At 39.4% G+C, this 21595-nt stretch carries 28 protein-coding genes; 14 read left to right on the top strand and 14 right to left on the bottom strand.

Annotated elements, in window-relative coordinates; all coding sequences use genetic code 11:
- The first annotated feature begins 42 nt into the window (after positions 1-42).
- Complete coding sequence (locus SB660_RS16580; RefSeq protein ID WP_003212379.1) at positions 43-261, top strand: YneF family protein; 219 nt, start codon at positions 43-45, stop codon at positions 259-261.
- A gap of 262 nt (positions 262-523) precedes the next feature.
- On the opposite strand, the gene SB660_RS16575 is transcribed toward SB660_RS16580, so the two are convergent.
- Positions 524-697 carry an aspartyl-phosphate phosphatase Spo0E family protein gene (locus SB660_RS16575; RefSeq protein ID WP_369810454.1) on the bottom strand — a complete coding sequence of 58 codons (174 nt, stop codon included), beginning with the start codon at positions 695-697 and terminating at the stop codon, positions 524-526.
- 208 nt (positions 698-905) lie between these two features.
- On the opposite strand from SB660_RS16575, the gene SB660_RS16570 reads away from it, so the two are divergent.
- Positions 906-1613, top strand: coding sequence for a cytochrome c biogenesis CcdA family protein (locus SB660_RS16570; protein ID WP_058015664.1), 708 nt, complete (start codon positions 906-908; stop codon positions 1611-1613).
- 94 nt (positions 1614-1707) lie between these two features.
- Positions 1708-2190 (top strand): CcdC family protein, encoded by a 483-nt coding sequence (locus tag SB660_RS16565; RefSeq protein ID WP_061407947.1) that lies wholly within the window; start codon positions 1708-1710, stop codon positions 2188-2190.
- 19 nt (positions 2191-2209) lie between these two features.
- Here the strand turns inward: SB660_RS16565 and SB660_RS16560 are convergent, their stop codons facing one another.
- From SB660_RS16560 to sspO, 4 genes are all read right to left on the bottom strand, one after another.
- Positions 2210-2638, bottom strand: coding sequence for a DUF2621 domain-containing protein (locus SB660_RS16560; protein WP_410583383.1), 429 nt, complete (start codon positions 2636-2638; stop codon positions 2210-2212).
- A gap of 261 nt (positions 2639-2899) precedes the next feature.
- On the bottom strand, positions 2900-3301 hold the full coding sequence (locus SB660_RS16555) for an Hsp20/alpha crystallin family protein (protein WP_410583381.1): 402 nt from the start codon (positions 3299-3301) through the stop codon (positions 2900-2902).
- A 102-nt stretch (positions 3302-3403) separates the two neighbouring features.
- Entirely contained in the window at positions 3404-3550 is a 147-nt protein-coding gene (locus SB660_RS16550) for a small acid-soluble spore protein P (protein ID WP_012010105.1), read from the bottom strand.
- Positions 3551-3566: 16 nt separating this feature from the next.
- Complete coding sequence (gene sspO / locus SB660_RS16545; protein ID WP_058015660.1) at positions 3567-3713, bottom strand: small acid-soluble spore protein SspO; 147 nt, start codon at positions 3711-3713, stop codon at positions 3567-3569.
- A gap of 220 nt (positions 3714-3933) precedes the next feature.
- Between sspO and acnA the strand changes: the two genes are divergently transcribed.
- The 7 genes from acnA to SB660_RS16510 all read left to right on the top strand — a co-directional run bounded on the left by acnA (position 3934) and on the right by SB660_RS16510 (position 8728).
- Positions 3934-6663: an aconitate hydratase AcnA gene (gene acnA, locus SB660_RS16540; RefSeq protein ID WP_410583378.1), complete on the top strand. Its 2730-nt coding sequence runs from the start codon at positions 3934-3936 to the stop codon at positions 6661-6663.
- Positions 6664-6735: 72 nt separating this feature from the next.
- Positions 6736-7239, top strand: coding sequence for a TlpA family protein disulfide reductase (locus SB660_RS16535; protein WP_058015659.1), 504 nt, complete (start codon positions 6736-6738; stop codon positions 7237-7239).
- 71 nt (positions 7240-7310) lie between these two features.
- Positions 7311-7436: an FbpB family small basic protein gene (locus tag SB660_RS16530; protein WP_410583375.1), complete on the top strand. Its 126-nt coding sequence runs from the start codon at positions 7311-7313 to the stop codon at positions 7434-7436.
- Between the two features lie 51 nt (positions 7437-7487).
- The gene (locus SB660_RS16525) at positions 7488-7631 is read left to right on the top strand and encodes an acid-soluble spore protein N (RefSeq protein ID WP_410583373.1); all 144 of its coding nucleotides are present in this window, start codon (positions 7488-7490) and stop codon (positions 7629-7631) included.
- A 13-nt stretch (positions 7632-7644) separates the two neighbouring features.
- Positions 7645-7887 (top strand): small acid-soluble spore protein Tlp, encoded by a 243-nt coding sequence (tlp, locus tag SB660_RS16520; protein WP_058015658.1) that lies wholly within the window; start codon positions 7645-7647, stop codon positions 7885-7887.
- Positions 7888-7990: 103 nt separating this feature from the next.
- Positions 7991-8413, top strand: coding sequence for an acyl-CoA thioesterase (locus SB660_RS16515; RefSeq protein ID WP_003211985.1), 423 nt, complete (start codon positions 7991-7993; stop codon positions 8411-8413).
- A gap of 3 nt (positions 8414-8416) precedes the next feature.
- Positions 8417-8728, top strand: coding sequence for a hypothetical protein (locus SB660_RS16510; RefSeq protein WP_410583370.1), 312 nt, complete (start codon positions 8417-8419; stop codon positions 8726-8728).
- Positions 8729-8767: 39 nt separating this feature from the next.
- Here SB660_RS16510 and SB660_RS16505 read toward each other — a convergent pair whose 3' ends face one another.
- Both SB660_RS16505 and plsY read right to left on the bottom strand, forming a co-directional pair.
- The gene (locus SB660_RS16505) at positions 8768-9055 is read right to left on the bottom strand and encodes a HesB/YadR/YfhF family protein (protein ID WP_003210876.1); all 288 of its coding nucleotides are present in this window, start codon (positions 9053-9055) and stop codon (positions 8768-8770) included.
- A 101-nt stretch (positions 9056-9156) separates the two neighbouring features.
- The gene (gene plsY, locus SB660_RS16500; RefSeq protein ID WP_180310748.1) at positions 9157-9738 is read right to left on the bottom strand and encodes a glycerol-3-phosphate 1-O-acyltransferase PlsY; all 582 of its coding nucleotides are present in this window, start codon (positions 9736-9738) and stop codon (positions 9157-9159) included.
- A 154-nt stretch (positions 9739-9892) separates the two neighbouring features.
- Between plsY and SB660_RS16495 the strand changes: the two genes are divergently transcribed.
- The 3 genes from SB660_RS16495 (at position 9893) to parC (ending at position 15130) form a co-directional block, all read left to right on the top strand.
- Complete coding sequence (locus tag SB660_RS16495) at positions 9893-10306, top strand: CoA-binding protein (RefSeq protein ID WP_012010115.1); 414 nt, start codon at positions 9893-9895, stop codon at positions 10304-10306.
- A 415-nt stretch (positions 10307-10721) separates the two neighbouring features.
- On the top strand, positions 10722-12689 hold the full coding sequence (gene parE, locus SB660_RS16490) for a DNA topoisomerase IV subunit B (protein WP_012010116.1): 1968 nt from the start codon (positions 10722-10724) through the stop codon (positions 12687-12689).
- Between the two features lie 2 nt (positions 12690-12691).
- Complete coding sequence (parC, locus tag SB660_RS16485; protein WP_410583367.1) at positions 12692-15130, top strand: DNA topoisomerase IV subunit A; 2439 nt, start codon at positions 12692-12694, stop codon at positions 15128-15130.
- Between the two features lie 53 nt (positions 15131-15183).
- On the opposite strand, the gene SB660_RS16480 is transcribed toward parC, so the two are convergent.
- The 3 genes from SB660_RS16480 to SB660_RS16470 form a co-directional block, all read right to left on the bottom strand.
- Entirely contained in the window at positions 15184-15309 is a 126-nt protein-coding gene (locus tag SB660_RS16480) for a hypothetical protein (RefSeq protein WP_008343787.1), read from the bottom strand.
- 43 nt (positions 15310-15352) lie between these two features.
- Complete coding sequence (locus SB660_RS16475; protein ID WP_410583365.1) at positions 15353-15688, bottom strand: hypothetical protein; 336 nt, start codon at positions 15686-15688, stop codon at positions 15353-15355.
- Positions 15689-15882: 194 nt separating this feature from the next.
- On the bottom strand, positions 15883-17061 hold the full coding sequence (locus tag SB660_RS16470) for an MFS transporter (RefSeq protein WP_410583363.1): 1179 nt from the start codon (positions 17059-17061) through the stop codon (positions 15883-15885).
- A gap of 202 nt (positions 17062-17263) precedes the next feature.
- Between SB660_RS16470 and SB660_RS16465 the strand changes: the two genes are divergently transcribed.
- Entirely contained in the window at positions 17264-17833 is a 570-nt protein-coding gene (locus tag SB660_RS16465) for a sugar O-acetyltransferase (RefSeq protein ID WP_180310744.1), read from the top strand.
- 281 nt (positions 17834-18114) lie between these two features.
- Here the strand turns inward: SB660_RS16465 and arsC are convergent, their stop codons facing one another.
- From arsC to SB660_RS16445, 4 genes are all read right to left on the bottom strand, one after another.
- On the bottom strand, positions 18115-18534 hold the full coding sequence (arsC, locus tag SB660_RS16460) for an arsenate reductase (thioredoxin) (RefSeq protein ID WP_410583361.1): 420 nt from the start codon (positions 18532-18534) through the stop codon (positions 18115-18117).
- A gap of 14 nt (positions 18535-18548) precedes the next feature.
- Positions 18549-19853, bottom strand: coding sequence for an arsenic transporter (locus SB660_RS16455; protein ID WP_371869437.1), 1305 nt, complete (start codon positions 19851-19853; stop codon positions 18549-18551).
- 6 nt (positions 19854-19859) lie between these two features.
- Positions 19860-20207, bottom strand: coding sequence for an ArsR/SmtB family transcription factor (locus tag SB660_RS16450; protein WP_410583359.1), 348 nt, complete (start codon positions 20205-20207; stop codon positions 19860-19862).
- A 735-nt stretch (positions 20208-20942) separates the two neighbouring features.
- Positions 20943-21524 (bottom strand): NAD(P)H-dependent oxidoreductase, encoded by a 582-nt coding sequence (locus SB660_RS16445; protein WP_410583357.1) that lies wholly within the window; start codon positions 21522-21524, stop codon positions 20943-20945.
- Between the last annotated feature and the right edge of the window lie 71 nt (positions 21525-21595).

The raw sequence follows: 21595 nt of genomic DNA, 5'->3' as shown, positions 1-21595 counted from the left end.
TTTAGTACACTTTATACGAGACAACATGAAGGAGGAAGAATTATGGATTTATGGGTTGTCATCCTTGTAGGCGTTGTTGCACTGCTTGCAGGAGTTGCACTCGGATTCTTTATTGCTCGTAAGTATATGATGAGCTACTTGAAAAAGAATCCACCAATTAATGAACAAATGCTTCGAATGATGATGATGCAAATGGGCATGAAACCGTCCCAGAAGAAAATCAATCAAATGATGAAAGCCATGAACAACCAAGCGAAATAATACGTACGATATTATGATCATAGATGGAACATGGTTATAAAGAATGGACAAGCGTTGTCCTTTCTTTATTGAATTCACCTTCATCAGACGCTTTAAAACCACTGTACTTGCCTAAATGAAGCAGGGAAGGTGGTTTTTTATTTTACTTCAGCTTCCTGCTAAAAAACAAAAACCCCTGTTAACAGAGGTTTTTGTTTCGTTTATGGTCACACATATCAACTGTTCTAAAAATCGTGTAGCATGATAATATCATGAGATATGATTAGTTGGCTGAGTTTGAGTGTAAGTGTCGTTGATATTGTAAGAGGAGATGATCTAGCTGCTGGCTATGTTCGATGGTCACTGTGGATGTCATCCCATTGTGCAAGACAACTTTCATCAGCTCTTCTCTTTTTTCTTCGATTTGAGTTAATAATGATGTTTTTACCAAAGTCATGTTCCTTTCATGCAAATCTTGATAAAAAGAATCGATTCTATTATATCCATTTTAAGGTTTATTTTCAAATTTAAAGGATTCGTTATCTTGATGTCAAATTAAATTATATAAGGTTTTAAGAGAATAGACCATCTTTATTGAGAGGATGTAAAAAAAATGAAATGATTTTGTCATCTCTTATTGTATATTGTAAGAAGGGGGTGTTCTTTTGACAGATTTGAATTTCTTTTTAGCTTTTGGAGCAGGGTTTCTTTCTTTTATCTCACCATGCTGTCTGCCGCTTTATCCAGCCTTTTTATCGTATATTACGGGCGTTAGTATGGATGAAGTGAAATCTGAGAAGGTGATGCTGAGAAGAAGAAGTCTACTTCATACTTTATTCTTTTTAGTTGGGTTCTCTATTATCTTTATTGCGATTGGCTTTGGGACATCGTTTGTTGGGAAGTTTTTTGATGATTACCATCAAGCGATTCGCCAGGTTGGAGCCATTCTCATTATTTTCTTTGGCTTTATGACGCTTGGCGTATTTCAGCCTTCTTTCCTCATGGGCGAAAAGAGAATGCAGTTCAAAAACCGACCAGCTGGTTTTTTTGGGTCAATTCTCATCGGAATGGGCTTTGCCGCTGGATGGACACCTTGTACAGGACCTATTTTATCTGCCGTTATCGCACTTGCTAGTAACAATCCAGAGTCGGCTGTGCCTTATATGATTACATATGTCCTTGGATTTGCCGTCCCATTTTTTATTCTATCTTTCTTCATTACGAAAATGGCATGGATCAGAAAGCGTCAGCAGCTTATTATGAAAATTGGCGGGATCATTATGATTGTGGTAGGGATATTGCTGTTCTTTGATCTTCTCACATGGATTATCATCATGTTCTCATCCTTGTTTGGCGGATTTACAGGCTTTTGAAATCGTTTTCTACAGTCGCGGCGAATGGTTTTTTTTCGTCAATTGGAGTATATTATACATAGGCTGACCTTAAAGAATAAAGGAATGATTAGATATGATGGTCATAATCTCTTCTATAATTGCGGTATGTATGGCGGTAGCCGTCATGTTTATTCGCATTAAGTCATCTGCAAAACCGGCAACTGCGAAAAAAATTATATTGCCTCCTATTTTCATGAGCACGGGTGCATTGATGTTTTTTGTTCCTATGTTTCGAGTAACTGGGGCTGAATTTCTCGAGGCAATCACAGTGGGGATGTTTTTCTCCATCTTTTTAATCAAAACATCGAAGTTTGAAATTAGAGGGAATGAGATTTACTTAAAGCGGTCAAAAGCATTTGTGTTTATTCTCATTGGACTTCTTGTTCTTCGTATCGGAATGAAGACGATCCTGAGTTCTTCTATTGATTATGGTTCTCTAAGCGGAATGTTTTGGATACTTGCCTTTGGCATGATTGTGCCTTGGCGTGTTGCCATGTATTTGTCGTTTAGAAAGATGTCTAAGCAATTAGACCCGCAGCAGGTTCAAATGAATTAAACCTCCTTTTATAAGGAGGTTATTTTAATAATGCTTCATATGGCGTATGATCGATGTTTTTTTCTTCAAGGCGCTTCAATAAAAACTTATGATCACGCTTTGGTGTAGCGATAATATAGCCGCGAATGATTAAGTCTAAATTAATGCTGGCAGCTTGTTCTTTTAAAGCCAGCTCGCCTATTTTTCCTGCAATTTTTTCTTTGGCGACGTCTCTAAACAGCTCTGGAACTGGTAATACAAGTTCATTTAAAAGCTGTTTGTCTTCTTCCCGCCATAGATGGAGGCTCTTTTGAATATATTCATCCTGCCAATCAAGCTCTGATTTCCCATCTTCCTTTGGCAATCGTTTTAAAAATTTGCGAAACATAAAAAAGCCACCGATTGCGAGTAATCCGATCATCACCGTACCCCAAAATAAAATGAACCACAAAAACCAGCCGCTTAACATGTTCTCACTCCTTATACCCCTTGTCTCTCTATCTTATTTTACATGAAGAAATGATAGAAGAAAATAACAAAAATGTATGTCTCTTATCTCTATGAACGCCTTTTTTCATTCATAACTGCCCATTTACTAGAAAGACCCAAACCATCTAGTAGAAAAAGAATACATTATCATATAGCGACTCTACTATTTGGCCATGGTGGTTCGCAAAAGGTATTGACTTGACACGAACGGAAGAGAGCCCACCTAAATGAAGGTGGGCTCTTAATGTTTGAAGTGCGGGACTTGAAAGGAAAATGCACCGTTTGGATGGTCAGAACTTTTTTTAATCCTTATCGAAATGATTCGGTTTTCGTATTCTGTTTCAATCTCTTTGTCGTTCAAATAAAAAGGGAGCATGACACTTTTTTCAATTGGCTGTTCGCCTTTATCATTTGGCTGTTGTACTGTGTAAGCGAGAGTGAGCTCATGTCCAGCGAAGGTTAGTTTTACATCAGTAATCGATAGGGTGGAGACATCGATTTCAATAATATAATCACGGCTTGTTTCATAAAGATCAATTGGGAGGTGTTCATCATACCAGGCAAATGGATCAACCATTAAAACATTGAGCCAATCGTCTATTTCAAGAAAATCAGAGGAATTCGATTGCTTTTCATTCTCCATAAACACTCCTCCATCACATCTCATAATAAATCATATGATGAAAATGGAAATGTGTGAAAGACCTAAAACATCCCGTTTTGCTACGGGATGAGAGGAGAATGTTTACATATCGTGATGAGAATTGTGTTTTTGTCTTGTATGGTTGCGGTTTTTTACTTTTTTACTGCCTGATAATGGCTCAGGCTGTCCGCTCTGATGTTCCTTAGGCGAGTTTTGACGGATGTCTTTTCCTGTGTTTTTATTCGTCATGATGCTTGCTCCTTTCTTATTGGTTTTTTTTGCGTTTTTTATTGTTTTGTCTTTGTTCTTCTGTTAAAACGAGTTGATCATCTTCAATATAGCCTGCACCATTTCCTTGGCTTTTGGCTGCGTTCATGCCATTAATGACATGATTTGCTTTGCGTTTTGTCATGTTCTATCACCTCATTTGTAGTATGAGCCCGCCCCGCTTCGTTTATGAAGAGTAATCATTTCCTAATGATAAGTTAAACTTATTGAATTTAATAAAAGCATTGTTATTTACTTATGTATGAATTTGTTTTAAGATGAAATTGTGAGAAAATTGTGGTGAAATACGACGATTTTTCTGAGAATTGAAATTGATCTTGATCATCAAAAGGGGGATTTTGGACATGTCGAAACAGCAGCAAGTCGCTAAACAAGACGCTTTTCAATCTAGAAAAACGTTTTCGACAAATGGGAAAACGTATCACTATTATTCGTTAGAAGCACTAGAGAAACAAGGAATTGGAAATGTTTCTAAGCTGCCTTATTCCATTAAGGTACTTTTAGAATCAGTGCTTCGCCAAGTAGACGGTAGAGTGATCAAGAAGGAACACGTTGAAAACTTGGCAAAATGGGGAACTGCCGAGGTAAAAGAAATTGATGTTCCATTTAAACCTTCTCGTGTTATTTTACAAGACTTCACGGGTGTACCAGCCGTCGTTGACCTTGCTTCTTTAAGAAAAGCAATGGCAGATGTAGGTGGGGATCCGGATAAAATCAACCCTGAAATTCCAGTTGACCTTGTCATTGACCACTCAGTACAAGTTGATAAAGCTGGAACTGAAGATGCATTAAACATTAACATGGATTTAGAATTCGAACGTAACGCAGAGCGTTATAACTTCCTTAGCTGGGCAAAGAAAGCGTTTAATAATTATCAAGCTGTTCCGCCTGCAACAGGGATTGTTCACCAAGTAAACTTAGAGTACCTTGCAAGTGTTGTTCATGCGATTGAAGAAGATGGCGAGATCATCACTTACCCAGATACATTGGTCGGTACTGACTCTCATACAACCATGATCAACGGAATCGGCGTACTTGGATGGGGCGTTGGCGGTATTGAAGCGGAAGCTGGAATGCTCGGTCAGCCTTCATACTTCCCAGTACCAGAAGTCATTGGTGCTAAATTAGTTGGAGAGCTTCCAAACGGAACGACTGCAACTGACCTCGCACTAAAAGTAACACAAGTTCTGCGTGAAAAAGGCGTAGTGAACAAATTCGTTGAATTCTTCGGACCTGGAGTTGCACAGCTGCCGTTAGCGGATCGTGCAACGATTGCAAACATGGCGCCTGAATACGGTGCTACTTGCGGATTCTTCCCAGTAGATGAGGAAGCTCTTGCTTACCTTCGCCTTACTGGACGTGATGAAGAGCAAATTAATATCGTTGAAGAATATTCTCGCGCAAATGGCTTATTCTATACGCCAGATGCAGAAGAGCCAATTTTTACGGATATTGTGGAAATTGATCTTTCTCAAATTGAATCAAACTTATCTGGTCCAAAGCGTCCACAAGATTTGATTCCACTTTCTGAAATGAAAGAAACGTTCCATCAGCACATTGAAAGCCCAGCTGGTAACCAAGGGTTTGGCTTAGAAAAATCAGAGCTGGATAAACAAATTGAATTTGATCTAGCAAATGGTGAAAAAGCTGTGATGAAGACAGGTGCGATTGCGATTGCAGCGATTACGAGCTGTACGAATACATCGAACCCATACGTCTTAATCGGAGCAGGTCTTGTTGCGAAGAAAGCAAGTGAGCTTGGCATGAAGGTGCCAAACTACGTGAAAACGTCACTAGCGCCAGGTTCTAAGGTTGTAACAGGATACCTCGTGAACTCAGGACTTCTTCCATACTTAAGAGACCTCGGATTTAACATCGTTGGGTATGGTTGTACAACTTGTATCGGAAACTCAGGACCGCTTGCACAAGAAATTGAGGAGGCTGTCTCTGAAAATGATCTGCTGATCACTTCTGTTTTATCAGGTAACCGTAACTTTGAAGGACGTATCCATCCACTTGTAAAAGGAAACTACCTTGCATCTCCACCATTAGTTGTGGCGTATGCACTTGCTGGTACGGTGAATATCGATTTAACAAAAGACCCTATCGGTGTCGATAAAAATGGTGAGAACGTTTATTTCAATGACATTTGGCCATCAATGGACGAAATCAACAGCGTCGTCAAAAGCACTGTCACACCTGAACTCTTCCGTTCAGAGTATGAAACTGTTTTTGACAACAATGACCGCTGGAATGAAATTAAAACGACGGATGATGCATTGTACAAATGGGATGAAAATTCCACATACATTGATAACCCGCCATTCTTTGAAAACCTATCAGTTGAACCTGGTAAGGTTGAACCGCTTAAAGGCTTGCGTGTCGTTGCGAAGTTTGGTGACTCTGTCACAACGGACCATATTTCTCCTGCTGGAGCGATTGGTAAGGATACACCGGCGGGCAAATACTTGCAAGAAAGAGGCGTGTCGCCTAGAGACTTTAACTCATACGGATCTCGCCGTGGTAACCACCATGTCATGATGAGAGGTACTTTTGCAAACATCCGTATTAAGAACCAAATTGCACCAGGAACAGAAGGCGGATATACAACCTACTGGCCAACTGGTGAAGTGACATCCATTTATGATGCATGCATGCGTTATAAAGAAGATGGAACAGGTCTTGCGATCTTAGCAGGTAAAGACTACGGAATGGGTTCTTCACGTGACTGGGCTGCAAAAGGAACAAACCTTCTTGGAATTAAATTTGTTCTAGCTGAAAGCTTTGAGCGTATCCATAGAAGTAACCTTGTCTTCATGGGCGTACTTCCTTTACAGTTTAAAGACGGAGAAAGTGCAGAAACTCATGGTCTAACAGGAACAGAAACATTTGAAGTTCATGTTGACGAAACAGTACGTCCGCGTGATCTCGTCACTGTGAAAGCAATTGACACAGATGGCAATGAGAAAACATTTGAAGTGGTTGTTCGTTTTGATAGTGAAGTCGAAATTGACTACTATCGTCATGGCGGTATCCTTCAAATGGTACTTCGTGAAAAATTGGCAAGCAACTAATACTCATACAGCAAAGAAGAGAAGGCGCCTAGACAGCTTTCTCTTCTTTTTTAAAATAGTGGAGGATCAATCATGTGGAAAAAAGGAATGGCAAGCGCTGTTTTACTTGTGTTGATTGGTTTACTTGTGTGGAATTTACTTGAACCAAAAGAGCCCGCAATCGGTCTTGAAAAAGGGGATCAAGCCCCTGATTTTGAACTTAAAACCCTAGATGGTCAAACGGCTTCTTTATCTGATTACCAAGGGAAGAAGGTGCTCGTCAATTTTTGGGCGACATGGTGTAAGCCATGCAGGACAGAAATGCCGGATCTAGACGCAATTAGAAGCGAATATGATCAGGTTGAAGTACTTGCAGTGAATTTGACGACCACTGAAAAAAGTGAAGATCATGTTGCAGCATTTGCAGATGAATTAAAGCTGAGCTTTCCTATTTTATTGGATCAAAAAGGCATTCAAGCACGATATCAGGTGCTTTCATACCCCACGACATACATATTAGATGAAAAAGGACGTATCATGTCTGTGAAGCATCAAATGCTGACAAAAAAAGAAATTGAGCAAGAGCTGGATCTATAATGATTCAGCTTTTTTGCTTATTTTCTAAATGTTTTGGCGAAAATGAAATACAAACACTGGAGGTGAGTACAATGAGAAGAAGAAAACGCCGTACACTTGAAGAGCTTGTACTTGAAAATAAAAAAGAATTATTAAGCAATGAGGAATTTTTAAACCAGCTTGAAGAAAAGTTGGAAGAGCGTTTTAGACAGAAATAAGTTATGAATTGTCCTTTTTCGTTCATCCTAAAGAAGAGGGAGGGATGAATGATGGGTAGAGAGCATGATAAACAAGCGCAGTTTACACCAGACCATTTAGGGACAAAACCTGTAGCATACAAACGCAATAAAGGTAAAAAGATGCATAATAAATCAAATGACCAGCCTGATGTGATCCAGACGAAGGGCGAATAAGGAGGGTATTAAGATGAATGAAAAGTCATATCAATCCAATCCAGATGATCGTTCTGATAATGTTGAAAAGCTGCAAGATATGATCGAAAACACCCTTGATCATATCGATGAATCTGAAGCAGCGATGGCCCTTTCGACAGATCAAGAAAAACAGATGATCAAGCAAAAAAATGAAAATCGAAAAATGAGCATTGATGCCATGCGTTCTGAGATCAAGGACGAAGAAGCAGCAAGAAAAAATGGCTATACTGAATAAACCAGGGATTCCTGGTTTATTTTATTGCCTCCTTTTAGAAGAACCATTTCGATTGTGGTAAAATGGCAGAGACCTTAGGTTTTGATAGGAGAGCGATGAAAACGTGTATGTATCTAAAAAAGAAATAGAAGTCCGTTATGCAGAAACAGACCAAATGGGCATCGTGTATCATGCGAATTATTTAATCTGGATGGAAGTCGGCAGAACAGCCCTGATTAAAGAATTAGGATTTTCCTATGCGCAGCTAGAAGCAGACGGTGCTCTTGCACCCGTTATAGATTTGCAGGTGAAATATAAAAAACCACTCTTGTATGGTGAAACAGCGACCGTGCATACTTGGATTGAAGAATACAATGGACTTAAAACGGTGTATGGCTACGAAATTCAAAAGCCTGATGGGCAAACAGCGATTACAGGGACAACCTCGCATATTTGCGTAGATAAAGACACCTTTAGACCTATTCAATTTAGAAAAGCATTTCCTGCCTGGCACAAAGTATATGAACAGTCGAAGAAGCAGGTTTAATTCATGGCGTTTGGTATTAAAAGAAGCGATTTAAATGCGTGGAAATCAGCTGTTCAGCAAGGAGAAATGGCCTTTTTAACCCATTATTGGCTTGATGACCGTTTCCCGCATGCTAATACAGTCACTAAAGCAGCCTGTCAGGATATGAAGCAGTTAATTGAATGGGGAGAAAAACATGGACTCAAAAAAGAATGGATTCACGATCGCGCAGGGTTTCCTCACTTTGACTTGATCGGTGAACCGCAAAAAAGAATCCTGCAAAAGGAGCGGTCTTTAGGAAACATTCACGAGTATGGGCTATATATTGAAGGATAAAACAAAAAAGATACCCGAGGGATGAGGTATCTTTTTTGTTTATTCATAATGAAATTCTGGTTCTTTTACAGACTCGTTATAATCAATATGCAGATCATGGTTGTCAAAATACCAAATATCACTTTCTTCTACAAAGAAAGTAATACCTTCTATTTCAGCGGTTGCGCCGGCATTTTGAGGTTCATCTTTTGCGACGCCGAGAGAAAAGCCTTTTTGTACATTACTGCACCCGCCATATCTCACAAAAAAGCGAACTTGATCACCTTTTTCTAAATCTAATTCATCCTTGTACCAATTGAGTGCATCTTCTTTAATCGTTAATTTCAATGTGATCGCCCCTTTTTTGAAGTCATGCTGTTTTTTAAAATGCAGGATGCAAAAAAACAGCTTTTCTTTACTTTTACCACAGAATGAAACTTATGAAACGGCTAGAGCCATTTGATTTTCGGTTCAGTTTTGTTGAGGATTCGTTTGAGGTTGGCGATGTGTCTGTAAATCACAAAACCAGCAAGAACGGCAACAACAATGATTAAGAATACGTCTTTGGTGAATATGCTGTAAATGAATGTATAGATGCCGGTCAGCATAGATGATAATGAAACATATTTACTAATGTATAAAAATAAGAAAAAAGCAGCGATCATCGTGATAAATAAGAATGGGGCATAAAATAATAACACGCCGCCAGATGTAGCGACTGCTTTTCCCCCTTTAAACTTTGCAAAGACAGGAAAGCTGTGACCGATAACAGCAGCAACTCCAGCTAGTAAGGGGTGAACGTCCAGTTGCATGAAAAACGGTAAAGCAGAAGCGAGAGTCCCTTTTAAAATATCAGCAGAAATAACAATAGACCCTGCTTTTACGCCAAGTGTACGAAATGCATTCGTCGCACCTAGGTTTCCGCTGCCATGTTCACGGATATCAATCCCCTTTGCAGCTTTCCCGACAATGAGACCGGATGGAATACTGCCGAGAAGATAAGCCAAAATAAACATCAAAGCAATTAACATCTGCATAACTCCTTTATATTCTCCCTCTTGTCTTACATTTTAACATGATCTTATGAAAAACATGGGGATCTTTTTTTGAAAAAATCAAATGCAGATGGATTCAGCTTTGTTTTTAAGCAGAAGTTCGCTAAAATAGAGGAAAAGGGGTGTTTGGATGAATCATCCTTCGAAACAAGAAATTGGCCGTATTTTAAAGAGCAGTAAACGAATTGCTGTTGTTGGTTTATCAGATCAGCCGCACCGAACGTCTTATATGGTGTCTAAAGCAATGCAGGATGCCGGTTATGAGATCATTCCGGTGAACCCAACAATCGATGAAGCACTTGGTGTGAAAGCAGTCGCTTCACTAAAAGAGATCAAAGAGCCTGTTGATATCGTCAATGTGTTTAGACGTTCAGAGTTTTTACCCGAGGTGGCAGAAGAATTTCTTGAAATAGACGCACCTGTTTTTTGGGCGCAGCAAGGCATTTATCACGAAGAAGCGAAAAGGCTGATTGAGGAAAATGGCAAGGTCGCCATCATGGATTTATGTATCAAGGTGGCTCATGCAATGACAAAAACTCATTAAATCGTCAAAAATCCTTGGTTTTCAAGGATTTTTGCTTTTTTGTTGCAGAAATATATTTGCGATTCTAGAAGAAAGCGATAAAATAAGGCGACAGGGACATATCGGTGATCTTGCATATCAAGAAAAAGAGCGATAAGATAAAGATGGAACATTTGTTCTGTTTTGTGAAAATCATCATATGATTGCATTTGGCTTATCAAACAGTCTTGTTTATAATGGACTTCTAGTTCTCATTGCAGAATGTAGAACATTCTCATAGCCGTGCAATGGAGCATGTTTTTTTGAACCACACATGCATGGTGATGATGCAGCTTATTAAAGTGGACAGTAATGAGCAGCATGATCATCATTTAAATCTAAAGAGATCATTTGATGGTTTGCCGGTTATGTTTGTTAGTGAAAGGGGATTAAGCATTTGGTTAAAAAGCAGCAAGTAGATTATAACGATGATTCTATTCAGGTGCTAGAGGGACTTGAAGCGGTCCGTAAACGTCCAGGGATGTATATTGGGTCAACGGATTCACGCGGTCTTCATCACCTTGTCTATGAGATTGTAGACAACTCTGTCGATGAAGTACTCGCTGGCCATGGAGATCATATCGTTGTCAAAATACATAAAGATAACAGCATTTCCGTCCAGGATAAAGGACGCGGGATGCCTACTGGTATGCATAAGCTTGGAAAACCGACACCTGAGATCATTTTAACGGTCCTTCACGCAGGCGGAAAATTTGGTCAAGGCGGATATAAAACAAGTGGTGGGCTTCACGGAGTTGGGGCATCTGTTGTAAACGCGCTGTCAGAGTGGCTCACTGTCACAATTGAACGTGATGGCTATATATATCATCAGCGGTTTGAAAACGGCGGAAAACCTGTGACGTCACTTGAAAAAGTCGGAAAAACGAAAAAAACGGGAACACTGATTCATTTTAAACCAGATCGATCGATGTTTAGCGTTACAACCTATAATTTTGATACGTTATCAGAACGTTTAAGAGAATCTGCCTTTTTATTAAAAGGATTAAAAATAGAGTTGATTGATGAACGACATGATGTACAAGAAACCTTTTATTATGAGACGGGCATTGAAGCCTTCGTTGCTTATTTAAATGAAGAAAAAGATGTTCTGAGTGAAGTGGTCTCATTTGAAGGAGAGCATCAATCCATCGAAGTAGACTTTGCTTTTCAATTCAATGACGGCTACTCAGAAAATATTCTTTCTTTCGTCAATAACGTGAGAACAAAAGATGGCGGTACGCATGAGTCTGGTGCCAAAACGGCGATGACGAGAGCCTTTAATGAATATGCGCGCAAAGTAGCTCTTTTAAAAGAAAAAGACAAAAATTTAGAAGGCACTGATATTCGCGAAGGGCTGTCTGCTATTATTTCTGTCAGAATTCCTGAAGAACTGCTTCAATTTGAAGGCCAGACAAAAGGAAAGCTTGGGACAAGTGAGGCTCGCTCCGCTGTTGATGCTGTTATTTCTGAAAAGCTGGCTTATTTCCTTGAAGAAAACCGGGAAACAGCCACTCTTCTTGTGAGAAAAGCGATTAAAGCGCAGCAGGCAAGAGAAGCTGCTAGAAGAGCACGTGAAGAAGCAAGGAGCGGTAAGAAACGGAAAAAGTCCGAAGCAACACTGAGCGGAAAATTAACACCTGCTCAATCTAGAAACCCGGCAAGAAACGAATTGTACCTAGTGGAGGGCGACTCAGCGGGCGGGTCAGCAAAACAAGGACGTGACCGTAAATTCCAAGCGGTGCTGCCGCTTCGTGGAAAGGTCATTAACACAGAAAAAGCGAAACTTGCTGATATTTTCAAAAATGAAGAAATCAACACCATTATTCATGCGATCGGTGGAGGCGTCGGTGTCGATTTTAATGTAGAAGACATCAATTATGACAAAATCGTGATCATGACAGATGCTGACACAGATGGAGCCCATATTCAAGTACTTCTGCTAACGTTCTTCTACCGCTATATGAAACCGCTGATTGAGCATGGCAAAGTGTTTATTGCACTACCGCCTTTATATAAAGTCAGCAAAGGCTCAGGGAAAAAAGAAGTGATTGAGTACGCTTGGTCTGATGAAGAAATGGATGACGTACTGAAGAAAGTTGGAAAAGGGTACACGATTCAGCGCTATAAAGGTTTAGGTGAAATGAACGCCGACCAGCTATGGGAAACGACAATGAATCCAGAATCGAGAACACTTGTCAGAGTCAAAATCGACGATGCTGCACGAGTGGAACGCCGCGTCACGACATTAATGGGTGACAAAGTAGAGCCACGTCGTAAATGGATTGAGAAGAATGTCGCCTTTGGACTTGATGAGGAAAGTAATATTCTTGAAAATGAAAACTTGTCGCTAGCTGAGGAGGTTTAAACATGGCACAACAAGAACGATTTCATGATTTACCATTAGAAGAAGTAATCGGAGACCGGTTTGGTCGCTATAGTAAATATATTATCCAAGATCGTGCGCTTCCAGATGCGCGAGATGGACTAAAGCCTGTACAACGAAGAATCTTATATGCGATGTACGCAGAAGGAAACACGCAAGATAAAAACTTCCGTAAAGCAGCGAAAACAGTCGGTAACGTGATTGGTAACTATCATCCGCACGGTGACTCATCTGTTTATGAAGCGATGGTGAGAATGAGTCAGGATTGGAAAGTACGGAATGTGCTCATTGAGATGCATGGAAATAACGGGAGTATTGATGGTGATCCGCCTGCTGCTATGCGTTATACTGAAGCAAGGCTATCTGCGATTGCTTCAGAGCTATTAAAGGACTTAGACAAGGAAACCGTCGAATTTGTCGCAAACTTTGATGATACAAGTAAGGAGCCCGTTGTTTTACCAGCGATGTTCCCAAACCTTCTCGTGAATGGGTCAACAGGTATTTCTGCTGGTTATGCTACTGATATCCCGCCGCATCATCTAGGAGAAGTGATTGATGGTGTCATTAAACGAATCGAACAGCCTCATTGTACGGTTGAGGACTTGATGACGGTCATCAAAGGTCCTGATTTCCCAACAGGTGGTATCATTCAAGGGGTAGACGGCATTAAGAAGGCCTATGAAACAGGCAAAGGAAAGATCATGATTCGCGGAAAAGCGGAGATCGAAACCATCCGCGGCGGGCGCCAGCAAATCGTGATCACAGAAATTCCTTATGAAGTGAATAAAGCCAACCTTGTCAAAAAGATGGACGAGTTCCGAATTGAAAGAAAAGTGGAAGGAATTTCAGAAGTTCGAGACGAGACTGATCGGACTGGGCTTCGAATCGTAGTAGAGCTGAAAAAAGAAGCAGATGCAAATGGTGTTTTGAATTTCTTATATAAAAACTCAGATCTGCAAATTCCATATAACTTTAATATGGTGGCGATACATAATCGTAGACCAACCTTAATGACGCTGACAACTATACTTGATGCATATATTGCCCATCAAAAAGAAGTGGTGACGAACCGCTCAGCATATGAGCTTCGAAAAGCGAAGGAACGCCACCATATTGTAGATGGATTAATTAAGGCGTTATCCATCTTAGATGAAGTCATTGCCACAATCCGCTCCTCTAATGATAAGCGAGATGCGAAAAACAACTTGATGGAGAAATATGACTTTACAGAAGCACAATCAGAAGCGATTGTTTCCCTCCAGTTATATCGTTTAACGAATACGGATATTACGCAATTAAGAGACGAAGCGAGTGAGCTTGATGTGCGTATAGCAGAACTTGAAGACATTTTAGGTAATGAGAAAAAGCTGCTTAAAGTCATAACAAACAGTTTGAAAAAGCTCAAAAAGACATATGCTGATGAGAGACGATCTGTCATTGAGGAAAAAATCGAAGAAATTAAGATTAACCTAGAAGTGATGATTGCCTCAGAGGATGTTTACGTCACGGTGACGAAGGATGGATACATCAAACGGACAAGCCAGCGCTCCTATGCTGCTTCTAACGGTAAGGACTTTGGTATGAAGGATACAGACCGCCTGATTCATCAGTTTGAAATGAATACAACGGATGTCCTCCTACTATTCACGAATAAAGGGAGCTACATTTATTGTCCTGTGCATCAGCTGCCAGACATACGCTGGAAAGACATGGGGCAGCATATTACGAATATCATTTCGATTGATCGTGATGAATCCATCCAAAAAGCCATTCCAATTAAAGAATTTGATGACACATCGTATCTGCTGTTCTTTACAAAGGGCGGAATGGTGAAGAAAACAGAGCTTCTTCAATATAAAGCGCAGCGCTATTCAAAACCACTTGTCGCCTTGAACCTAAAAGGGGACGATGAACTTGTGGATGTCCATGTGACAACAGGACAGCAGGAATTGTTTATTGCGACGAAAAATGGTTATGGATTGTGGTTTGATGAAGAAGAAGTAAGTGTTGTTGGTCCGAGAGCGGCTGGTGTTAAAGGCATCAATTTGAAGGATGGAGACGAAGTAGTCTCTGGCCAGATCATTGATTCGAAAAACGATGTCCTCGTGCTGACGACGCAAAGAGGGGCTGTGAAGCGAATGAACCTCTCTGAATTTGATAAAACATCTAGAGCCAAACGCGGAGTTCTAATGCTTAGAGAATTAAAGAAAAACCCGCATCGTATTGTGTCTGTCATCGCTGCATCACTGCACGATACACTTGAGATTGATACAGAGAAGGGTGCAACGATTCCGCTTGATATCTCTACTTTGAGAGCGAATGACCGCTATAGCAATGGATCATTTATTGTAGATGAGGAAGAGCAGGGAGAAGTAACGCATGTCCTTGTCACACCTCAAACTGCACCAGATGACAATAAATAAGCAAACGAAAACCCCCTGCGATGAGCAGGGGGTTCTTTTATTATATACAGGTCTTAGCTCTCGTGGTTGCCAAACATGCTTGTAATGGCGTGCACTACTTCAATTCCTTGGTAGACGAAAAGAGAAAGTGAAGTGACAGAGAACAGACCTAGAATGAATACTCTTAAGAAAAATAACATCGTGTAAAACCTCCCAATTTTTGTTTTGATTTAGATGGTTGGGTTAAACACGAGATAGTCGGAAATAAGAAGATTGATAGAACACTGCAAGTAAATGCTTCTTTTTCCGGTCATATTGATCAGTATGAGTGATGCGTGCAAATCCAGCTGTCATACTGCCAATCATCAGCAGTACTTTAAATGCGGCAAATACTGCGCTCACATGTTTTTGTTTCTTTTCATCGCCCATTGTCTGAGCGATTTTCATTTCATGTGATTCTTGATCGGCAACCACCTTTGCATGATGGTTTACCTGAACGGAATGAGGCATTGAGAACAAATGAAAACTTGCGAGTGCTATGAATAAGACAGCTAATTTTAGCAGCATATTTTTTTTCATTTATCTCACCCCTTCCTGTTTATTTTCATGATCTTACCACGTTTTCTGTTATTTGAAAAGTCTTATTTTTTTACTTTCCCTCTTTAAAAAAGCGATAAACATCAGGACATTTATAGGACTGTTTCACTTCATGAAAGGTTTCAACTTTATTTTTTTAATTTTAAAAAAGTGCCATGATCGAGGATCAGACACTTTTAGTGAACTTGTGATGTATGTTGTTTTGCAACAGCTTTTGTAAAGATTCCCGCAATACATATGGCGAATAAAACAAAAATAAAGGCATGAAGCAGTCCTACTTGATTGGCAAGCAGCCCTAATATAGGCGGACCAGAAAGAGAGGCGGTGTAACCTGATAAGGTCACAATGCTGACGCGTTTCACGGCGTACCGGCTATCATCACCAGCTGCAGAAATAGTTAACGGGAAGCCTAAAGAAGCCCCAAGTCCCCATAAAAAGATCGATATCATACATACCACAAGTGAAATCTTTAAAATGACCAAAAATAGTCCAGCAGCAGCTGATACAATCGCAACTCTTAGCAATAACACCCTGCCGAAACGGTCAATCAAACGTCCGCTGATTAATCTGCCACTAATCATCCCGCATAAAAATAATGCATAGATGACTGTACTCATGGAATGAGAAACCTGGTAGCCATCCACCATTGCAAGTGGAATCCAATCATTAGCAGACCCTTCGACAAACGCAAGACATAAGGCGATCATGGCAAGAGAGACCGTTCGTTTATTTAGCCACGGCGTTTGAGTATCATCTATTGTATCTGACTGCGACTGCTTCTCATGCTGATCCATTCCAGTCCCGTGCGGAATAAACCGGGTACAAATGAAGATGCTGAGAAAGAAAAGAAGGGCAATGACAAGTAAGTGATTCAACACAGAGACCCCTAGATGGATAAAAAGAATGCCAGCTCCTGCTCCAATTAAAGTACCAATGCTAAAGGAAGCGTGCAATATAGGCAAAATGGTTTTCTTGATTCTGTATTCAATTTCTGTCCCTTCTAGGTTCATCGCCACATTGCACATACCTGAACCTGCTCCAAAAAGAAATAGCCCGGCCGTGACGACAAAGATAGAAGAGAGGGTTGAACCAACAGCAAGAGTGGTGAATCCAAGAAACATCAAAAAAGCACTAATCACAATCGCCACTCGTCCGCCTTTTTTTCGAACAAATACATTTGAAAGAACAAGCCCAACAATTGAACCAACGGATAAGCCGAGTAAAATGAGTCCCATCGTTCCTGTATTGGCTTGTAATAAATCTCTCACTTCTGGTGTCCGTGAAAACCATGTAGAGATGGAAATACCAGACATCGTGAAAATGATGATGATTGCTCTATACCATTTTAATTCCATATAATCCCTCACATTTAAAGATGTATCTGTTACTGAACAAATCTACTCGATTATAAATGAGACGGACCTATTCGTAAATAACCTGAGGCAGGAACAGGGGCAATTTTAGGCAAAAGAAATCATACTTTCCCAATTCTTCTGAGGAGAAGGTAAAATAAATATAAAGGTGATATGATAAATAGAAGGGGAGGAGAGGATCAATATGAAAAGTGAGAAGGAAAAAATGATTCAAGGAGAACATTATGTATCTAGTGACGAAACCTTGATAGCAGATCGAGAAAGAGCGAGACAATTGACCTTTGCATATCAGCAAACCAATCAGCCAGAAAAAAGAACATCCATTTTAAAGGAATTATTAGGTGGTTGCGGCGATGATGTCGTTTTTGAAGGAAGACTGCAGTGCGATTACGGATATAATATCGAGCTTGGTGAGCATTTTTTTGCGAATTTTGATGCGGTGTTATTAGACGTATGCAAAATTACCATTGGACATCATTGTTTATTAGGACCGAATGTACATATTTATACGGCTGGTCATCCGCTTGATCCAATAGAACGTGCAAAAGGCATTGAATTTGGTAAACCAGTCACCATTGGAAACCACGTATGGATTGGCGGCGGTGCTATTATTAATCCAGGTGTCACCATTGGCGACAATGCTGTCATTGCATCTGGTGCCGTTGTGACAAAAAGTATTCCAGCAAACGTCGTGGTTGGCGGAAATCCTGCGAAAATCATGAAGTATCTGGATGAATCAAAATCTGGCAAATAAGTGTAGGATTTTGATTTTTCTTTTTTGTCTCAATAAGATAAGTATACTTATAATTGAGACAAAAGAAATGAATTCGTTTTGTAACTTCCTAGAATATATATTATGTAAACTAATAAATAAAGATATACAGGCTGAACCACCAACTGGTAGCCCATTTACATTAATTCCGTAATCACTTGAATGGTTATGTCTTATCTGTTAATTAATGCAAAAAAAGAGAGCCTTTAACTTGGCCCTCTTCATTATTAGATTTTAAATTGTATTTGTCTCAAACTTAGCACCTATTTCCCAGTCTCAGCAAACTGTTTCAATCGATCTCCAATCTCATCTCGTACCCTTTGGAAAAATGCCCACTTCTCTTCTTCTGTTCCTTCTGCTTTTGCTGGATCATCAAAGCCCCAATGGACACGTTTGACATGAGGAGGAGTCATCGGGCATTTATCAGCTGCATCACCGCATAGTGTGACGACTAAGTCAGCGTGATGCAATATCTTGTGATCAATCAGATCAGACGTTTGATTAGATATATCAATCCCTATTTCTTTCATTGCTTTTACAGCATTCGGATTTAATTCATGAGCTTCAATACCAGCGCTATAGACCTTCCACTCATCTCCAAGATGTTTTTTAGCCCAACCTTCAGCCATTTGACTGCGGCAAGAATTACCGGTACATAAAAAGTATATTGTTTTCTTTGACATGTTGATCGTCTCCTTTAATGTATAATCAGTAGCCAGAAATACAACGCTAAAAGTGTGATGAATAGTGTTGGTACAGTTAAAATGACCCCTATTTTGAAATATGTGCCCCAGGAAATCTTCACCCCTTTTTGAGAAAGGACGTGTAGCCACAGCAGTGTTGCTAAGGAGCCAATGGGCGTAATTTTTGGTCCTAAATCTGAGCCAATGACATTTGCGTATATTAACGCTTCTCTCATCATTCCTTGTGTATCGGTGCCGGATATGGCTAATGCATCGATCATGACCGTCGGCATATTATTCATGACAGATGAAAGAATTGCTGCGATAAATCCCATACCAAGAGTCCCTGCCAATAAACCTTGATCTGCTACAGCTTGAATCACGCTTGAAAGAGCATCAGTAAGCCCTGCATTTCGCATGCCGTAGACAACAACGTACATACCTATGGAAAAGAAAACGATCGCCCATGGTGCTTCTTTTAGTACGCTTTTTGTTTGAACAGCGGGGCTTTTTTGTGCAAGGATCAAGAATAAAATGGCAATCACACCCGCTATGAACGATACAGGTATAGATAAAAATTCGCTTGTAAAATAACCAATCAACAAAAAAGCTAATATATACCATGATAATCTAAACATCTTTGGATCTTTTATTGCTTCATTAGGTTGCTTTAACTCAGTCATATCATAGCGTTTAGGTATACTCTTTCTAAAGAAAAGGTACAGCACAGTGATACTCGCAAGCAATGAAAAAAGGTTTGGAACAATCATTCTGGCTGCATATTCAATAAATGTAATGTTAAAATAGTCGGCTGTTACAATGTTCACTAAATTACTTACGACAAGAGGAAGCGAAGTTGTATCTGCAATAAACCCACTCGCGATAATAAAAGGAAATACAATTTTTTCATTGAAGTGTAATGCTCTGACCATGGCTAAAACAATGGGTGTCAAAATAAGTGCTGCCCCATCGTTTGCAAATAAAGCAGCGACGATTGCACCAAGGATGGTCACATACACAAACATACGTAGCCCACTGCCTTTTGCAGCCTTTGCCATATGCAATGCTGCCCATTCAAAAAAGCCGATTCGATCAAGGATGAGTGAAATGATGATAATGGCGACAAAAGCTAAAGTCGCATTCCAAACGATGCCTGTCACGGTGACCACATCGTCAACACTCACAACACCTACGATTAATGCTAAAATAGCCCCTCCACATGCGGACCACCCTATGGATAAATTTTTTGGCTGCCAAATAACCAATACTAAAGTGAACAGAAATATAAGTAACGATAAAACGGCAAAACTCAAACTCATCCCTCCTTATGAACAAGAAATGTTTGTTACGTTATGTTGTATGTTTTTTAAAAGGTCATCTTCTTTATCAATTTGATTTAAGATGATACGAATCGTCTCAAATTCTGGAGACAGTGTATTGATTGAATAATAACGCCACTGCCCTTTTCTGTTCTCCTGAACTAATCCAGCTTTTTTTAATTTTCGTAAATGCTGACTAATAGCTGGCTGACTCATTTCGAACATATCTACCAGTTCACAAACACAATATTCTTTCTCCAAAAACAATTTCATCATGATCAGTCTTGTTTGATCACTGAGTGTTTTTAAACAATTCGACATATGTGTCACACCAATTGAAACATCTGTAGTCACAATGATTCCCCCTCTTTTCAAAAATTGGTGACGGTCCTGTTATCAACTCCTCCAATAGTATATAATTGAAAACTTATATAATCAATTGATTATATAAATTCAAACAAAAATTGATTCGTGAGAAAATGATTGATTTAAATAGCCCAGTTCTCCATATTGGCAAAAAAGGTGTTGATAACCAATAAATGCTGAAGGGATTATGACAGAAAATGAAAAAAGAGTGGCTGATGGAATATTTTATGGCATTCCTGATGTTTTAAATCGCGATCTGACTCGGTATCAGAATTAAACAGTTGCAGCAGTTGGCAGTGGGCATTCTGCTGTTAACACTTTGCTTGAGCTGGCAGAGCTAAAAAAGACATCAAAAAACACAGAAATGATATGGATTTAATAGTGGGGTATTTGGAGGAGAAAGCAATGATCAATTGCCTGCAAGAGGTCAATTAGGTATAAGCCGCCGGTTGAGCCGGCTCGATTTGTTGTTGCTTAAATGACTGGTGATAAAGAGTCTGCTGAAACGTGTAGCACTAAAGTTATAAAACTTTACTTTAAATAGTGGGATTCTTATACGGCTATTGTTTATCAGGTCATACAATGGATCTACATTTACCTTCTTGTACAAGTCTATCCTTTTGTTTGTCTAAATCTCACCTCTTTCAAATTTCAAAACTTCTACGACCTTCTCAATAAATTAAATCGGTCGTAGAAGTTGGGCCTTATTTGTTGTACTGTAAATCAAATATTCTGGGATATTTCTTTTAAAAATTGCTTTCTCTTTTCATCTGTTGTTAAGTTCACTCTAGAAAAATGAATCCATTTCGTGGATTCATTTTTCAATCCCAAATCAGCTAGAGTTCTATTAATAAAAACGCTTTGAATGGCATTTCCAGCTTCAGATTCAATATAATCCTTATCTGTTGTAGATGTTGAGATCACGGTTGTTTTTTTTATATTTGTCAATAAACCTTTCAAAGAACCAGTGTGTTGATCTTCCGTAAATGCGAAACCCCTTAACATCACTTTATCAATAAATCCTTTTAAAATAGCAGGTAAATCCCACCACCAGACAGGAAATATAAAAATCAATTCAGTTGACTGATTTAATTTCTCTTGATAATCCTTTACTAATTGATAAGGCGTTTCTCCTTTATGAAAATACTTCAATTCTTCAGCTGTAAAAACAGGATTAAACTCATCTTTATATAAATCGATTACTTGAAATGGTTCTTGCTTTGTTTCTAGATTTTCTGTTATGGAAGTCAAAATGGCATGATTATAGCTTCCATCCCAAGGATGTGCATAGACAATCGTTTTCATTATTCATTCACCCTTCTTCTGAGTTTTGCATCATATTTTGATGTACATTCATTTTATTGTATGCTATAACA

The organism is Bacillus sp. SIMBA_005 (assembly GCF_046535585.1).
GTDB classification, from domain to species: domain Bacteria; phylum Bacillota; class Bacilli; order Bacillales; family Bacillaceae; genus Bacillus; species Bacillus pumilus.
This window is presented reverse-complemented; position numbering and strand designations above follow the sequence as displayed.

What these genes read in the sequence shown, in the direction of transcription:
- SB660_RS16580 (WP_003212379.1), top strand. Translation starts at nt 43, where the DNA reads ATGGATTTATGGGTTGTCATCCTTGTAGGCGTTGTTGCACTGCTTGCA.
- SB660_RS16575 (WP_369810454.1), bottom strand. Translation starts at nt 697, where the DNA reads ATGACTTTGGTAAAAACATCATTATTAACTCAAATCGAAGAAAAAAGA.
- SB660_RS16565 (WP_061407947.1), top strand. Translation starts at nt 1,708, where the DNA reads ATGATGGTCATAATCTCTTCTATAATTGCGGTATGTATGGCGGTAGCC.
- SB660_RS16560 (WP_410583383.1), bottom strand. Translation starts at nt 2,638, where the DNA reads ATGTTAAGCGGCTGGTTTTTGTGGTTCATTTTATTTTGGGGTACGGTG.
- SB660_RS16555 (WP_410583381.1), bottom strand. Translation starts at nt 3,301, where the DNA reads ATGGAGAATGAAAAGCAATCGAATTCCTCTGATTTTCTTGAAATAGAC.
- SB660_RS16550 (WP_012010105.1), bottom strand. Translation starts at nt 3,550, where the DNA reads ATGACGAATAAAAACACAGGAAAAGACATCCGTCAAAACTCGCCTAAG.
- sspO (WP_058015660.1), bottom strand. Translation starts at nt 3,713, where the DNA reads ATGACAAAACGCAAAGCAAATCATGTCATTAATGGCATGAACGCAGCC.
- acnA (WP_410583378.1), top strand. Translation starts at nt 3,934, where the DNA reads ATGTCGAAACAGCAGCAAGTCGCTAAACAAGACGCTTTTCAATCTAGA.
- SB660_RS16535 (WP_058015659.1), top strand. Translation starts at nt 6,736, where the DNA reads ATGTGGAAAAAAGGAATGGCAAGCGCTGTTTTACTTGTGTTGATTGGT.
- SB660_RS16530 (WP_410583375.1), top strand. Translation starts at nt 7,311, where the DNA reads ATGAGAAGAAGAAAACGCCGTACACTTGAAGAGCTTGTACTTGAAAAT.
- SB660_RS16525 (WP_410583373.1), top strand. Translation starts at nt 7,488, where the DNA reads ATGGGTAGAGAGCATGATAAACAAGCGCAGTTTACACCAGACCATTTA.
- tlp (WP_058015658.1), top strand. Translation starts at nt 7,645, where the DNA reads ATGAATGAAAAGTCATATCAATCCAATCCAGATGATCGTTCTGATAAT.
- SB660_RS16510 (WP_410583370.1), top strand. Translation starts at nt 8,417, where the DNA reads ATGGCGTTTGGTATTAAAAGAAGCGATTTAAATGCGTGGAAATCAGCT.
- plsY (WP_180310748.1), bottom strand. Translation starts at nt 9,738, where the DNA reads ATGTTAATTGCTTTGATGTTTATTTTGGCTTATCTTCTCGGCAGTATT.
- SB660_RS16495 (WP_012010115.1), top strand. Translation starts at nt 9,893, where the DNA reads ATGAATCATCCTTCGAAACAAGAAATTGGCCGTATTTTAAAGAGCAGT.
- parC (WP_410583367.1), top strand. Translation starts at nt 12,692, where the DNA reads ATGGCACAACAAGAACGATTTCATGATTTACCATTAGAAGAAGTAATC.
- SB660_RS16480 (WP_008343787.1), bottom strand. Translation starts at nt 15,309, where the DNA reads ATGTTATTTTTCTTAAGAGTATTCATTCTAGGTCTGTTCTCTGTCACT.
- SB660_RS16475 (WP_410583365.1), bottom strand. Translation starts at nt 15,688, where the DNA reads ATGAAAAAAAATATGCTGCTAAAATTAGCTGTCTTATTCATAGCACTC.
- SB660_RS16470 (WP_410583363.1), bottom strand. Translation starts at nt 17,061, where the DNA reads ATGGAATTAAAATGGTATAGAGCAATCATCATCATTTTCACGATGTCT.
- SB660_RS16465 (WP_180310744.1), top strand. Translation starts at nt 17,264, where the DNA reads ATGAAAAGTGAGAAGGAAAAAATGATTCAAGGAGAACATTATGTATCT.
- arsC (WP_410583361.1), bottom strand. Translation starts at nt 18,534, where the DNA reads ATGTCAAAGAAAACAATATACTTTTTATGTACCGGTAATTCTTGCCGC.
- SB660_RS16455 (WP_371869437.1), bottom strand. Translation starts at nt 19,853, where the DNA reads ATGAGTTTGAGTTTTGCCGTTTTATCGTTACTTATATTTCTGTTCACT.
- SB660_RS16445 (WP_410583357.1), bottom strand. Translation starts at nt 21,524, where the DNA reads ATGAAAACGATTGTCTATGCACATCCTTGGGATGGAAGCTATAATCAT.